Here is a 15,351-nt window from a genome sequence, read left to right as displayed (position 1 = left end):
CTCCACTGTGTCCACTCCCAAAAGAGGCTTTTATCTTTCTGCCCGCTTGATGATCAACTCTCCAGCAACACTTATTGCAAGCTCTGCCGGTGTTTCTGCTTTTATTTTTAAGCCGATCGGCATATTGATCCGATCGATCTCCTCAGTCTCGAATCCACATTCTTTCAACCGTTTGATCTGTATTGCTATTTTATGCTTACTTCCCATCACACCGATATAGTATGCGTTTGTCTTCAAAACTTGCTTCGACACTTCAAAATCGAATTGATGCCCTCTTGTCATAACAACAACATAATCTTCTTCGGTGATCTCGACCTTATCCATGATATTTTTTAGATCGAGTACAACACATTGGTCTGCTTCCGGAAAATATTCTTTTGTTAATAATTCGGGGCGATCATCCAGTATAACACAGTAGAAGTCTAATGTTTTCAGTACAGGAACCAACGCTTGTGCAACATGTCCACCGCCGAATATATATACTTTCCCAGTGTTTATAAGAGATTCAACTAAAAATCGCTTGTCTGAATCAGAAACAATCGTCATTCCTTGTTTAAACATAAGCTTCTGAAGTTCTTTCGATTCCTCATTATAAAATCCAGTTTCACGACTATAAAAAGTTAAATGATTCGACGGTTGTTCACCTATTTCAGAAATCAGCCAACACGGTCGATTCTCTTGGTAGTGCTGGTTAAACTTCTGACAAATGACACTAACACTTGGTTCCTGGCAATCAATAAATTGAAAAAGTACTTCTACATTGCCGCCGCAAACCATGCCTAAGTCTGCAACATCGTTCGGCGCTAAAATAAACGTCTCAATTTTTGCTGCTTTCGTTTTCAGTACTTCCTTTGCCAGCTGTTCCGAACGGAATTCAACAGCACCGCCGCCGATTGTTCCTGCAACCCGCCCGTTTTTATCGATCAGCATTCGTGCCCCTTCTCCTCGTGGTGTTGAACCAGAACTTGCAATGACTGAAACTAAAACAGTATCATTTTTATTCTTGATTGCCTGAGACAATCGGTCAAAAATCTCCTTCATGCTTTTTCCTCCAACTTTTCTAAATCCTCACTGAATATTTCATTAAAGTATTGATTCGTGATATGATAGGTCTTTTTTTGAAAAAGTAAAAATTTGGCAGTCAAGCGTTTTCCTTCTCTTGTTACTACAGACCCTCCGCCATTATTTCCTCCGACACTTTTATGCACCAATGGATAGCCTAATTCCTCTTCCGCTTTTTGAATCATTCGCCAAGCTTTGTTGTATGACATTTTCATCTGTTTGGCTGCGGTATTCAAAGAGCCGGTTTGAGAGATCCTCTGGAGCAACTCTACAACGCCTGGGCCAAAAAATATCCGATTCGTACGCAACTTCAAATTAAGTGTGTAATTGAATTTTTCTTTTTCCTCCATATCGTCCCCTCCTTTTTTGATCATTTTCGTTATCCTCAAGAAAGATAACGGCTAGCAAAAAAAATTACTCTTTCAAAAAAAGACGTAGCTTAGCTTCTAGCGAGTCTTGATTCTCTTGCGTCAATGACATGATTTTTCCATTAGCTTTAATAATTTCTTGTTTTAATAATTCTCGTTGATGACTGATTTCAAGTTTCTCTAGAGTATGCTGCTTTTGGTTTTGATAATTTTTTTCAGACTTAAATACCCCTAGAATTTTTTTTGATCGTTGAATCGTTGTCAGCAACTCTTTAGTGAATTTGTCTGACAAGAGCTCTATTCCACCGATTTCATCTAAAAGTATGACTTGCTCTGATCGTCTCGCTTTACGAAGCAATTCACAGCCAAATTCTTCAAAAACCGCTAGATTATGATAACGTTTTCCATTTTCAGTATAAATAAAATAATGATCCTCATTGCTTTGAGAAACTTTTACAGACGAAGATAAGTCCATTGCTGCCCTTAGTTCAAAACCAGTAATGTTTCCCAGTGCATCCCACCTTCGCTCGACATAGAACCCGCCGACTGGAATCGCCAGTTCTTGTAATATTTTTTGCAGCATCGTCGATTTCCCGATAAATTTATCACCCTGTAGAAAAAAATGTCTCATTCTTTCCTCCCTTTATTTGCCCATTATTCCAATTGGTATTGAGGCAAAAATCAACTTTTCGCCTCAATCCATTTATTACCTTTAAGGAGAAAATCCTTACAGTTACTCAAGCGCTACTTCTTTTTCTTCTTTCAAAAGCACATTCAAGAGCACTGCAACGATCGTTGTTAAAATAACTTCTGAGTTGCCAAAAATCGTTGTCACCCAAGGTGGAAATCCGCTCAAGCTACCAACAGATAATGTCACACCTATCCCAAAAGCTAAGGCAATTCCAACGACACCTGTATTTCTTGGTGTTAATTCTTGAGAGGAAATCATCCGAATACCTGTCATTGAGATCGAAGCGAAAACAGAAATCGTTGCCCCGCCGATCACAGCATAAGGAATCGTTGTCAAGATCGAAGCGACTTTTGGAACAAATCCTGCGACCAACAGAATGACAGAAGCAAAAACCATCACATATTTATTGATCACTCTTGTTACAGTTACTAACCCAACATTTTGACCAAAAGTAGCGACTGGAACTGAACCGAAAAAGCTGCCGATAAAGTTTGAGAAACCGCTTCCCATAATTCCACCGGAAAGCTCTTTATCCGTTGGCTCGCGATCCATTGCACCAACAGTCGTAGCTGTAAACTGACCGATCGCCTGCACGGCATCGACAATAAACATGACCACTAAAGTCAAAATTGGAACGAGTTGAAAATCAAGCCCAAAATAAAGCGGTGTGATCACCTGAAACACTGATGCTTCTTGTACAGGGCCAAAATCGACCATCCCTAAAACTAACGATACGATATAACCAATGATCATTCCGTTTAAAATGGACGACAATTTTAGAAACCCTTTAGAAAAATAATTAAAATAAAAGACTACTGCAAATGTCAGTAACGCCACCAGCCAGTTTTGAGCAGAACCAAAATCAGGACTGCCGGCACCACCGGCCATATACTTGATCGCTACTGGAAATAGAGATAATCCAATACTCAATATAACTGTACCAGTAACTAGCGGAGGAAACAATATCCGAATTTTTTTAATCGATAAACCAACTAAAATAACCAAGATACTGCCGACTAACTGTGACCCAAATATTGCGGCAATACCGAAATCTCCCCCAATAGCCATTAGAATCGGTACATAAGCAAAACTCGCTCCCATCATCACAGGCAGTCTAGAACCAACCTTCCCAAAAATCGGAAATAGCTGGATCAACGTAGCAATTGCTGAAAAAATCAGCGATGTCTGAATCATGATCGTTGTATCACCGGAATCCAGATTACAAACTTTGGCAATCATGATCCCTGGTGTAACGATCCCAACGACTGCTGCTACGACGTGTTGTAAGCCCATCGGAACAGCTTCTTTGATCGATAACTTGGCATCGTATTCGAACAATGCCTTTTCTTCCTTTTCACTCATAGGCAAGTTTCCTTCTTCTCTTTTTATTTTAAAAAGGACTGCACTTAACGAGTCTCAAAAATCCGCAACCCTTTTCTTTACGAAAGTCTTTCAAAAATCAATTTTTGACTGCGATTGCTTCTACTTCAAAAAGTCCGTTCTTTGGTAACTCACATACTTCTACACACGAACGAGCAGGAAGAGTGTTTGAGAAGTATTTTCCATAAATGTCATTTATTTTAGCAAAATCTGACATATTCTTTAAAAAGACCGTTGTTTTTACCACATGGTCATAGGTCATACCTGCTTCTTTAAGAATAGCTCCTAGATTCGTTAGTGCTTGTTCTGCCTGTTGTTCAACTGTTTCCTTCATTTCACCACTTACAGGATCAAGTCCTAACTGTCCGGAAATGTATTGTGTCTGTCCTGCGAATACAGAATGTGAATACGGTCCTACTGCTGCTGGTGCATTTGCTGAATTGATCATTTTATTTGTCATCTACTTCACTCCTATTCCTATTTGAATTCGTTAGTTTCTTTATTGTTGAATGGTTGTTCCTGTCTTACCAAGAATCCCATCTTTCGCTTTTTCTAAAAGAGTGATCAACGTTTTACGTCCTGGTTTTGATTCTGCAAATTGAATCGCTGCTTCAACTTTCGGCAACATCGATCCAGGCGCAAACTGACCATCTTTGGCATGTTGTTTCATTTCATCGATCGTAACATTCGTTAATTCTTTTTGTGTTGGTTTACCAAAATCGACACATACTTTTTCAACAGCTGTCAAAATGATCAATAAATCAGCATCTACCAATTCTGCTAGTAATTCACTACAAAAGTCTTTATCGATCACTGCTGGAACACCGCTCAAATGATTGCCTTCCTTAACGACTGGAATTCCACCGCCGCCACAAGCAATCACTGTTTGGCCAGACTTGATCAATGATGTGATCGTTTCAACTTCAATGATTTCTTTTGGTTTTGGTGAAGCAACGACTTGGCGATAGCCTCTACCTGAATCTTCAACGACTGTTACGTGTTTCTCTTTCACTAATTGATCGGCTTCTTCTTTAGACATAAAACGTCCGATCGGTTTTGCTGGACGCTCAAAAGCTGGATCTTTTGGATCTACACCGACTTGAGTGATCACCGTTACTACAGGCTGTGTGATATCACGGCTTAGCAATTCTTCCCGAAGAGCATTTTGTAAATCATACCCAATATAGCTTTGACTCATGGCTACGCAGACCGATAATGGAACTGTTGGGTATTTTTCAGGATTGCTTAAGGAAAGTTCTTCCATCGCTAATTGAATCATCCCAACTTGAGGACCGTTCCCATGTGATAAAATCACTTCATATCCTGCTTCGATCAAATCCGCGATTGCTTTTGATGTTTCTTTGACTGCGGTCATTTGTTCTGTTAAATTATCCCCTAAGGCATTTCCGCCAAGGGCAACGACTACTCGTTTTACCATTCAATCATCCACCTTATCGTTTCGATATTTTAGTAAAAAAGTAAGATGCTTTCTCTTCAATAAATCCTGTCAATGAGTGTTAAGAAAAATCTGAATTGTGCATGAAGTGGTCAGAACCTGTGGACAGCAGATTCGTCTCAAAACAAACTTTTCTTAACCGATAGCCAATATAAATGGACTTGGAAAGGTCTTATTATCATTTCAATGGTATTTCTAAAAGAGAGCAAATTATTTTACTAATAACTATCATCATTGATAGAAAAAGCATCTCACTTCATGCCAATGATCTTTACACCGTTTATTTTACTTCTCTCGGTGTCGCTTTTTGTTCAAGCTCTTTCAATGTTTGTTGCGGGCTCTTCACTTTACTTAAGAAGATCATTGCCGCAATGATATATGGTTTGTAGCTAGCTTCTTTGTATAGAGGAACACGGTAACGATCAAAGACAGAGGCAGCTACTTCTCCTTCTTCACAGCTAACGCCAGTGATATCAGCAGGCAAGCAGTGCATATATAATGCTTTGCCGTCTTTTGTCGTTTTCATCAATTCTTCCGTACATTCCCAATCTTTATGGTTGGAATTATCTGCTAATAATTCTTTTTCTAGCGCATCGATCCCAGCTTGATCGCCTTCACCGTATAATTGTGTGCGTTTTTCCATCGCTGCAAATGGTGCCCAGCTCTTAGGATAAACAACATCAGCATCTTTGAACGCTTCTGCCATGCTGTTTGTTTTCGTAAATGAACCGCCTGATTCAGCAGCATTTTTCTTCGCTACTTCTTCTACTTCCGGCATGATCTCATAGCCCTCTGGATGAGCTAAAACAACATCCATCCCTAAACGCGTCATCAAACCAACGATTCCTTGAGGAACTGATAATGGTTTGCCGTAAGATGGAGAATAAGCCCAAGTCATAGCGATTTTCTTGCCTTTAAGGTTTTCAACGCCACCAAATTCGTGAATCAAATGAAGTGCGTCTGCCATCGCTTGTGTCGGATGATCGATATCACATTGTAAATTGACTAATGTCGGACGTTGTTCTAATACGCCATCCTTATGTCCTTCTTGAACAGATTCAGATACTTCATGCATATAGGCATTTCCTTTACCGATATACATATCATCCCGAATCCCAATGATATCTGCCATAAATGAAATCATGTTTGCTGTTTCACGAACCGTTTCACCATGAGAAATTTGACTTTTTCCTTCATCTAAATCTTGAACTTCTAATCCTAAAAGGTTACAAGCAGATGCAAAACTAAAACGAGTTCTCGTTGAGTTGTCACGGAATAAAGAAATTCCTAATCCGCTATCGAAAATTTTCGTAGAGATATTGTTTTCGCGTAAATAACGTAGCGTATCTGCTACTGTAAAGACCGCTTCTAGTTCATCACGTGTTTTTTCCCAAGTTAAGAAAAAGTCATTTTCGTACATTTTATCAAATTCTAATTTGTCCAATTTTGCAATATATTCGTTAAAAGTTTCCATGTTATTTCTCCCTTTTGATTAGTAATAGCGAAAGGACCGCCCTGATGTCCTTTACTCATCAGGACGATCATTCGATGATTCCTATTATTTTTTTTGAGACTCACTTTCTTGCGAGATAACTTAGTTGTTTTCGCAATAAACACTTGGCAATGCAGCATAAACTGCTGCACAACGAACCAAATCGTCTTTCCATGTTTTTTCATTTGGCGCATGTGCTTGTGCTTCGGCACCAGGTCCGAATCCAATACATGGAATGCCGTTACGGCCCATGATCGATACACCATTGGTTGAGAAGGTCCATTTATCAAGAAGCGGACGTGCTTTACGCATTTCAATAGTTTCTTTTGAGCCTTCACGTTCTTCCCCGTAAAGATTTCTGTGTGTTTCCATCAATGCTTTCGTTACACCATGGTCTTCTGGGATCACCCATGTTGGGAAGTAACATTCGATCGGATAAGACAAGCCTGTGTAAGATGGACGATCATAGTCATACATTGATACAACAACATCATCACCATATTTTTTAACTGCCGGTAATTGACGAATCTCTTCTAGACAGCTTTCCCATGTTTCGCCTGCAGTCATACGGCGGTCTAATGAAACAGTACAACCATCAGCAACTGCACAACGGCTTGGAGAAGAGTGGAAAATTTGCGAAGCTGTAACGGTTCCGCGACCTAAGAAACGAGCTTCTTTCCATTCCGGATTGTATTTTGGATCAAGCATGCGAACTAAACCTCTGATCGCTGTACTTTCTGTGTCGCCATTATTATTCAATGCACGCACATCTTGTAAAATATCTGCCATTTTATAAATCGCATTGTCTCCGCGTTCTGGTGCAGAGCCATGACATGAAACACCTTTAACTTCAACTTTGATTTCCATACGCCCACGTTGCCCACGGTAAATTCCGCCATCTGTCGGTTCAGTCGACACAACAAATTCTGGACGAATGTTGTCTTCTTTGATGATATATTGCCAACATAAGCCATCGCAGTCTTCTTCTTGCACAGTCACTGTAACTAATGCTGTATATTTTTCAGATAATAGTCCTAAGTCTTTCATGATTTTTGCGCCGTAGATAGCGGAAACGATCCCGCCCTCTTGGTCAGACGTGCCGCGGCCGCCGATTTCTGAATCTGTTTCGTACCCGTCATATGGATCGAATTCCCAGTTGCTCATTTCACCGATTCCAACTGTATCCATATGTCCGTCAAAAGCAATTAGCTTTTTACCAGTTCCCATATATCCTAATAAGTTTCCTTGAGGATCAACTTCGACTTTATCAAATCCTAGTTTTTCCATTTCTGCTTTCGCACGATCCATTTTTGCGCCTTCTTCAGCACTTTCTCCCGGAATCTTTACAAGATCACGTAAGAACTTGATCATGTCTGCTCTGTAACCTTCTGCTGCTGCGTTAATTGCTTTGAAATCCATTTACCATTACCCCCATAAGATTTTTTTATAATTATCTGGATCTGTATCGCCTTCTGTTGAAAACATCAAGACGGTAGAATTTTCATCCAGTTTCAAGACATCACGTAATTCTTTGTACTCAGGATCTCTCATAGCAGTTGCTACTAAGCCCATTGCTACAGCTCCTGATTCTCCTGAAATCACTTGCGGATCACCTTTTAATGGCGCTCCGAGCATTCTCATTCCTTTTTCTGAAACCCAATCTGGTGCTGAAACAAAAACAGACGTGTGATTTTCCAAAATATCGAATGAAATCGTATTTGGTTCACCGCAGGCAAGCCCTGCCATAATCGTTTGTAAATCTCCTTCAACAAAACGAATCTTGCCGTCTTTTTCGATCGCCGATTTATATAAACAATCTGCAGCTTGTGCTTCAACAACGACCATGGTCGGAGGATTATCCGGATACAAATTGGCGAAATACCCAACGACTGCCCCAGCTAAGCTTCCCACACCTGCTTGAACGAATACATGTGTTGGACGCTTATTCCCTACTTCTTCTAATTGTTTAGATGCTTCTAAAGCCATTGTTCCATAGCCTTGCATGATCCAGGTCGGGATTTTCTCATAGCCGTCCCACGCAGTATCTTGGACCATGACACCGTTTTCAGTTTCTTCAGCCATTTTGTTCGCCATCCGAACGCACTCATCATAATTGACTTCTTCGATCGTGACTTTGGCGCCTTCTTTTTCAATGTTTTCCTTCCGTGTTTGTGTTGAACCTTTCGGCATTAGCACAACTGATTTTTGCCCTAATTTATTTGCCGCCCAGGCAACACCACGCCCGTGATTTCCATCAGTTGCTGTAAAGAATGTTGCCTGACCGAATTCATCACGCAGCTTATCAGAGGTTAAAACATCGTAGGTCAGATCAGATACATCTTTCCCTAATTTTTCTGCAATGTAATTTGCCATCGCAAATGAACCGCCAAGTACTTTAAAGGCATTCAATCCGAAGCGATAGGATTCATCTTTAACAAAGAAGTCTTTTAATCCTAAATATTCAGCCATATTTTTTACTTCAGCCAATGGCGTTTGGCTATATTGCGGAAAACTCTGATGAAAAGCCAACGCTTTTTCAATCGAATCCTTCGACATCAGTGATAAATACTGATCGTCTGTTTTAGGCATTTCATTTGCCGTCCATTTTATTTTTTCCAAAAATGTTCCCCTCCGTATTTATTATTTAAATCAACATGGGTTGATTGATTCCATTACTTATTTTGACCGATCGTTCTAAAAACAAATCGACCTTTTTTCTCATTGATCATCTGCCCCTCTTCAGCAACTTTTTGCCCTCTAAGATAGACAGAACGAGCAGCTCCTTTTGTTTCAAAACCGTCATAGGGGGTATAATCCACATTTTGCAGCTGTGTCGCCGCAGAAATCACACCCGATTTTTCTGGATCCCAAACAACGATATCTGCATCACTGCCTTGTTGGATCACACCTTTTTGCGGATACAATGCAAATTGCTTAGCAATGTCTTCTGAAAGAAGCCCCACCATACGTTCTAGGGTGATTTTATTTGCTGCTACACCATAGGTATAAATCAGTTCCGGCCTTGTTTCTACACCGGGCATCCCATTTGGAATTTTACTGAAATCAGTTCTTCCGATCGTTTTTTGTCCTTCGAAATTAAAGCTACAATGATCGGTAGAGATCGTATCGATTGTCCCTTCAATAACACCTGCCCATAAAGCCGCTTGATCTTCTAACGAACGTAACGGCGGTGAGCAAACGTATTTAGCTCCCTCAAAATCCGGACCATCATACAGATGTTCGTCCAAAACTAGGTATTGCGGACAAGTTTCAACATACACTTTTTGCCCTCTTTCACGGGCCCGGTGAACAGCTTCTAGAGAACGTTTTGTGCTAAGATGCACAATATTCACTGGCAAATCTGCTAGATCAGCAATCATCAGATAACGCTCTACCGCCTCTGCTTCAACAGAGTCTGGTCTCGTTAGCGGATGATAATGAGGACTTACTTTTCCTTCTGCTACAAATTTAGCAATCATTTCATTGACCATGTCGCCATTTTCACAATGGATACCAAGCATGCCTCCAAACGTTCGAATTTCCTGCATTGCTTCAAAAATTTCAGCATCCTTTGTTCGTAGATTATCGTAAGCCATATACATCTTGAAAGAAGTGATTCCAGCATCGATCATCGCTTTGATCTCTGCTTTGATTTCAGGATTCCATTCAATGATCGACATGTGATACGTATAATCACATGAACTATTTCCTTCAGCTAAATGATCCCAAGCAGCCAGGCAGTCTTTCAACGAACTGCCTTTGCTTGGTGTGGCCATATCGATAACGGTCGTTGTTCCCTTGGCAACAGCGGCTTTACTGCCTGTGTAAAAATTATCAGCTGTCCCCATCGAACCTTTTCCATTATTCAATTCTAAATGTGTATGCGCATCGATAAATCCCGGTAGTAAAAAACATCCTGTGACATCTTCTACCTCGGACTCACCTATTGCTAAATTTGTTCCCATTTCAATGATCGTTTCACCGTCCAGCCTGACATCCAGCTGGCGACGATCTTTTGCGGAGACTACAACTCCGCCTTTCAAAAGAATAGACATATCTTAACCTCCATCGATTCAGAAGTTGTTTTTTGGGCAACTCATGTCTTTTACATTTGCATACAATAATCATAGCTTTCGATCATCGTATCCATCAATTCAATTAAGTCTTCCGGAATATCAAGGTCAGCCTGATCCAAACGAATAGTTGAAACATTGCCCCATAAACGAACCAAGCAAACTTTTTCTCTCGAATCGATCACATAGAATCCGGAGTTTGTACTATCGTTGAAATCAGCTTCGGTATTAAACAATGTGAATTTGTCCTTGTATGGTGCACTTGCGTAAGGACAGAAGGTCTCACAGTTACCACATTCATTACACATCCGATCTACATGGACGATCTGCGGTTGCCCTTTCACCGTTACAACGATATTGGCGCGGTTTGGACAAACATCCATACAAGATTCACAAATCGTTGAACATTCCAGGCAATTTGAAGCTTGGCCGCACAGTGCTTCATTTGGTTCAAGAATGCCGCGTTTATTGCGAACTGAAGCAACGTCGCTGTTCAAATTTGTTTGCTCATAATGTTCATTATGGATTTGGCAAATGTTGCTGGCAGCTTTTGTCGCATCTGCAATTGCTTCGACGATCGTTGCTGGACCTAAATTCGCATCACCAATCACGTAAACATCTTTTAAATTTGTTTCAAGCGTTTCTTGATTTGAAACAACCTTTCCATACTGATCAGTTGTAATGCCGATCGATTGGTAAAAATCAGTATCGACTTTTTCACCAACTGCCGCAATCACTGTATCTGCTGGAACCTCTGTCAATTCACCTGTACCAACTGGTCTACGACGCCCCGAAGCATCACGTTCACCTAAACGCATTTTTTCACAAGTCAGTAGACCGTTCTCCAATTTGATTGGGGACAACAGTTCTAAAAATTCCACCCCATCTTCCAAAGCAAAGTACAATTCTTCTTCATCCGCCGGCATATTTCGTTTGTCACGACGATAAACGACAGAAACTTTTTTCACGCCTGGCAGCGTAGTGGCTGCTCTTGCGCAGTCCATCGCTGTATTTCCTCCGCCGACAACGACGATTTGTTCACCGTATGGATTGACTTGAGTGTTTTCTCTATTTGCTTTTAAGAATTCAAGTGAGTTTATTGCTTCTCCTGATTCAAGTCTCAATTTGCCATGTTTCCAGGCACCGATCGCATAAATGACATTCGTGTAGCCTTGTGCTCTCAATTCTTCTAAACTTGGTGCAGCTTGACCTGTTTTAAATTCCGCGCCCATGAATTTCGCCATTTCAACATCATTTTGAACAGATTTCATTGAAATTCTGAATTCTGGAACGATTTGACTACAAACACCGCCGATCGTATCAGCTTTTTCAAAAACGGTTACCGGCATTCCTTCACGAGCAAGCAAGAAGCCAGCCGAAATTCCAGCAGGTCCCCCACCGACAACTGCCGTTTTAACAGCATTTTCTTTACGAACCGGTTTCGTCATCGAAGCCATTAATTCATCATAAGCATGCTCAGCGGCTTCCAGTTTTGCTTCACGGATCTTGATCGAGCCTTCATAGAATTGACGTGTACATTTCGTCATACATGGATGAGCACAAATCGTTCCAGTGATGAATGGTAACGGATTCTTATCAACGATCACTTTCAGTGCTTCTAAATAGTTGCCTTCGCTCACATAACGGAGGTAAGCCGGAATATCCTGATTGATTGGACAGCCGCCATCACTTCGACATGGAGCTGTATAACAGTTTGTCAATGGAACAGTTGTCCGAAGCTTAGGACTTTCTGGTAATTTAATCGATTTTTTATAGCGACTTTGCGTTTTTGCTTTCTCAACGATTCGCCCTAATTTTTCCAAGTTTACTTGCACATCCGTTGGATAATCCGAATCACCCAATAAATTGGCCACCTGATTCATTCGTTGATAACCGCCCGGCTTTAATAATGTCGTTGCCATCGTGATCGGCCAAATCCCAGCATCAAAAATGTCTTTGATATTAAAAATATCTGCTCCGCCAGAGTATGAAATTTGCAGTTTGCCATCAAAGGCATCTGATAATTTTTTGGCAAGAGAAATACTTAACGGGAATAATGACCGCCCTGACATGTACATTTCATCTCCAGGAAGCTCATCTTCTGCGATCCCCACAGGAAAAGTATTCGTGATTTTCACACCAAAGTTCAATCCTTTGCTGTCTGCTAATTTTTGCAGTCGTTGCAGCATCGGCACTGCATCTTCAAATTGCAGATCTTCTAGGAAATGATGATCATCAAACACCATATAATCAAAACCTAAATCGTCCATTGTTTGACGTGTGTATTCATAACCAAGCATCGTTGGATTACATTTGATGAATGAATTAAGACCTTTCGTTTCCAATAAATAGGTCGTGATTCGCTCGATCTCATCTGAAGGACAACCATGCAATGTTGATAATGTGATGGAACGACACACGTTTGGACTGATGCTGTCAATGTATGCTTTATCAATATGCTTGAACTGCGGCAAATACTTATACGCAGCTTCAATACACTCTGCCCAAATCGGTGTGCCTTGTGCATCTTGCATATCGGTAATATATTTATCAATTTTCGGAGACTGAATTCCTGCTAAGTCATATCCAACACTCATGTTAAAAATAAACCCGTCCGGATCGCCCAATCCCAATTCTTTACTCAACAGTTTTAAAATAAACCATGCTTTGACATATTCATCATACGCTTGCGGTACTTTTAATTCTGTCGACCATTCGACGTTATAACACTCATCAGCCGCAGTAATACAAGGTTTACTAACAGGCAAATCCTCTCCGTCGATGATCTGTACTGTTTTCACTTCAAAAAAACGTGAACCAGTTAAATAAGAAGCAATGATGTTTTGTGATAATTGCGTATGCGGTCCAGCAGCAGGACCACACGGTGTCTCCATTTTTTCACCAAAAAGCGGAATTGTTTTAGTAGGGTCTGCTTTGTAAAACTTTCGTACACCGAAAATAGTTGATTCATTTTTATATTCGTTTAAAATCCAGTTCAATAACCCATCGACCGAGATCGGATGCATGATATCACTCATGTGTGTCACTCCTTTTTTAGTTTTCTGCTTTGTTAAGATCAGCTTGAACAAAGAGCCCTCATTTAGCTAATTGTCTCAGTGTTCAACCTGAAAAAAGTTTCTACGCTAATTCATTATTAACGATCAACCGTTGATTCTGTTCCAAAGGCTTTGTGCTTGCGCTTGTGCATCATGCCAAATTTTTGCTTCGTCAACCCCTTGAACTTCACGATTTCTCATACGAATCTCGCCATTGATGATCGTATCTGTTACAGCTCCGCCATTCATTCCAAAAAGAATATGAGAATTGTAATTATCTTTTGTCATCGGTGTCGGGCCTTTATAATCTAAAACGATCACGTCTGCTGCTGCACCTGTTTCTAAAACCCCTAGTTTCTTTTCAAAGTAGCGATTCGCCATTTTAGGATTATTATTGAAAAGCATTTCAGGAATTTCTGCCCAGGCAGCATTAGGATCTGCTAAATGATGCTTATGGATGATATTGCCGACTTTATAGGATTCAGTGACATCATTCGTATAGCCATCTGTTCCAAGCCCCATTAAAATACCATAGTTATTAAACATCCGCATTGCTGGCGGACACCCAACTGCATTGCCCATATTTGACTCTGGATTCGTCACAACCATAGTGTTTGTGTCTCGTAAAATTTCCATTTCATGAGGACCGATATGAATACAGTGACCTGCCATCGTTTGTTTGCCTAAAATGCCAAGATCGAAGAGACGATTGATGATCGGTTTCCCATGTTTTTTCAATGAATCATAAACATCTGCAATATCCTCTGCGATATGGATATGATACCCCACGCCTTCTGGAGTATTGGCAGCACAGTGTTCTAGCGATTTATCTGATAAAGTGAACGCTGCATGCATGCCCATCATTGCTTTTTGCATATCATCGTTTCTAGCAGCACTCGCTTTGATAAAATCAGCATTCTCTTTTACAGCTGCTTTCATCTTCTCTTCCCCATCTCGATCAGAAACCTCATAGCATAAACAAGTTCGAACACCTAATTCATCTGCTGCGTTTGATAGTTGTGTTAAGCTTCCTTCAATCGCGCCATAGCTTGCATGATGATCGAAAACCGTTGTGACCCCATTTTTGATACTGTCCAGATAGGCAATTTTTGCACTATGATAAGAGTCATCTAAATTCAACGTACGATCGATCCGCCACCATTGTCCTTCTAATATGTCCATAAAATTCTTTGGATGATACCCGTTGATGCTCAAGCCTCTGGCAAATGTGCTGTAGATATGATTATGCATATTGATAAATCCCGGCATGATCACACCGCCTTTGGCATCTATGAATTCAGCCTCTGGAAATTCTTTACGCAGATCAGCTGTTGAGCCTACTTTTTTGATCGTCGTTCCCTCAAGTGCTACACATCCATCGTCATAAAAAGTTCCTTGTGCATCTCTGGCAATCAACCGTCCATTTCCAACTAATAACATCATTGCTCCTCCTATAAGTTCAATTTTTTAATTTTCCACAAATAAGTAATCGCTTACAAAATAACTAGTTCAACTATTCACGAAAGTATAAATAGTTGGCTGTTCGATTTTTTTCTGTTATTCTAAAAACAGATGAAAGCGTTCGCATCATTGCTTTCAGCAAACTATTTCCTCTAACTCGAGTAAATTATACCACTTAACCTAAAAAAAAACAATGCTACCTAAAAAATATTTTTTAGTGCATCGTGACCATTGTCTTGTATTATAAATTGGCGCATGATATTATTACAAACAGAAACTGATAAAAGACTTTCCTTTGTTTATTGGAGTACA

Annotated in this window: 12 protein-coding genes; all 12 read right to left on the bottom strand. The window is 40.3% G+C overall.

The window, feature by feature from the left end:
* Positions 1-30: 30 nt before the first annotated feature.
* Positions 31-1,041, bottom strand: a complete 1,011-nt coding sequence (locus A5889_RS16035) for an XdhC family protein (RefSeq protein WP_087639776.1) — start codon at positions 1,039-1,041, stop codon at positions 31-33.
* A complete protein-coding gene (locus A5889_RS16030) occupies positions 1,038-1,412 on the bottom strand; it encodes a winged helix-turn-helix domain-containing protein (RefSeq protein ID WP_087639775.1) in 375 nt (124 codons plus the stop codon). The genes A5889_RS16035 and A5889_RS16030 overlap by 4 nt, the downstream gene beginning before the upstream one ends.
* A gap of 64 nt (positions 1,413-1,476) precedes the next feature.
* Positions 1,477-2,061 (bottom strand): nucleoside-triphosphatase, encoded by a 585-nt coding sequence (locus tag A5889_RS16025; RefSeq protein ID WP_087639774.1) that lies wholly within the window; start codon positions 2,059-2,061, stop codon positions 1,477-1,479.
* A gap of 102 nt (positions 2,062-2,163) precedes the next feature.
* A complete protein-coding gene (locus A5889_RS16020; protein ID WP_087639773.1) occupies positions 2,164-3,483 on the bottom strand; it encodes a nucleobase:cation symporter-2 family protein in 1,320 nt (439 codons plus the stop codon).
* A gap of 97 nt (positions 3,484-3,580) precedes the next feature.
* Positions 3,581-3,961, bottom strand: a complete 381-nt coding sequence (locus A5889_RS16015) for a RidA family protein (RefSeq protein ID WP_087639772.1) — start codon at positions 3,959-3,961, stop codon at positions 3,581-3,583.
* 39 nt (positions 3,962-4,000) lie between these two features.
* Positions 4,001-4,939, bottom strand: a complete 939-nt coding sequence (gene arcC, locus A5889_RS16010) for a carbamate kinase (protein ID WP_087639771.1) — start codon at positions 4,937-4,939, stop codon at positions 4,001-4,003.
* 298 nt (positions 4,940-5,237) lie between these two features.
* Entirely contained in the window at positions 5,238-6,431 is a 1,194-nt protein-coding gene (ygeW, locus tag A5889_RS16005) for a knotted carbamoyltransferase YgeW (RefSeq protein WP_087639770.1), read from the bottom strand.
* A 120-nt stretch (positions 6,432-6,551) separates the two neighbouring features.
* Complete coding sequence (locus tag A5889_RS16000) at positions 6,552-7,868, bottom strand: YgeY family selenium metabolism-linked hydrolase (protein ID WP_087639769.1); 1,317 nt, start codon at positions 7,866-7,868, stop codon at positions 6,552-6,554.
* 6 nt (positions 7,869-7,874) lie between these two features.
* Complete coding sequence (gene dpaL, locus A5889_RS15995; protein WP_087639768.1) at positions 7,875-9,068, bottom strand: diaminopropionate ammonia-lyase; 1,194 nt, start codon at positions 9,066-9,068, stop codon at positions 7,875-7,877.
* A 53-nt stretch (positions 9,069-9,121) separates the two neighbouring features.
* Positions 9,122-10,504 (bottom strand): dihydropyrimidinase, encoded by a 1,383-nt coding sequence (gene hydA / locus A5889_RS15990; protein WP_087639767.1) that lies wholly within the window; start codon positions 10,502-10,504, stop codon positions 9,122-9,124.
* A gap of 50 nt (positions 10,505-10,554) precedes the next feature.
* Complete coding sequence (gene ygfK, locus A5889_RS15985) at positions 10,555-13,560, bottom strand: putative selenate reductase subunit YgfK (RefSeq protein WP_087639766.1); 3,006 nt, start codon at positions 13,558-13,560, stop codon at positions 10,555-10,557.
* Between the two features lie 123 nt (positions 13,561-13,683).
* The gene (ssnA, locus tag A5889_RS15980; protein WP_087639765.1) at positions 13,684-15,018 is read right to left on the bottom strand and encodes a putative aminohydrolase SsnA; all 1,335 of its coding nucleotides are present in this window, start codon (positions 15,016-15,018) and stop codon (positions 13,684-13,686) included.
* Between the last annotated feature and the right edge of the window lie 333 nt (positions 15,019-15,351).

The sequence above is a fragment of the Enterococcus sp. 9D6_DIV0238 genome, from assembly GCF_002174455.2.
In the GTDB taxonomy this organism is placed as follows: Bacteria; Bacillota; Bacilli; order Lactobacillales; family Enterococcaceae; genus Enterococcus_L; species Enterococcus_L dunnyi.
Note: the sequence above shows the minus strand (reverse complement) of the source record. Positions and strands in the feature narration are given on the sequence as shown.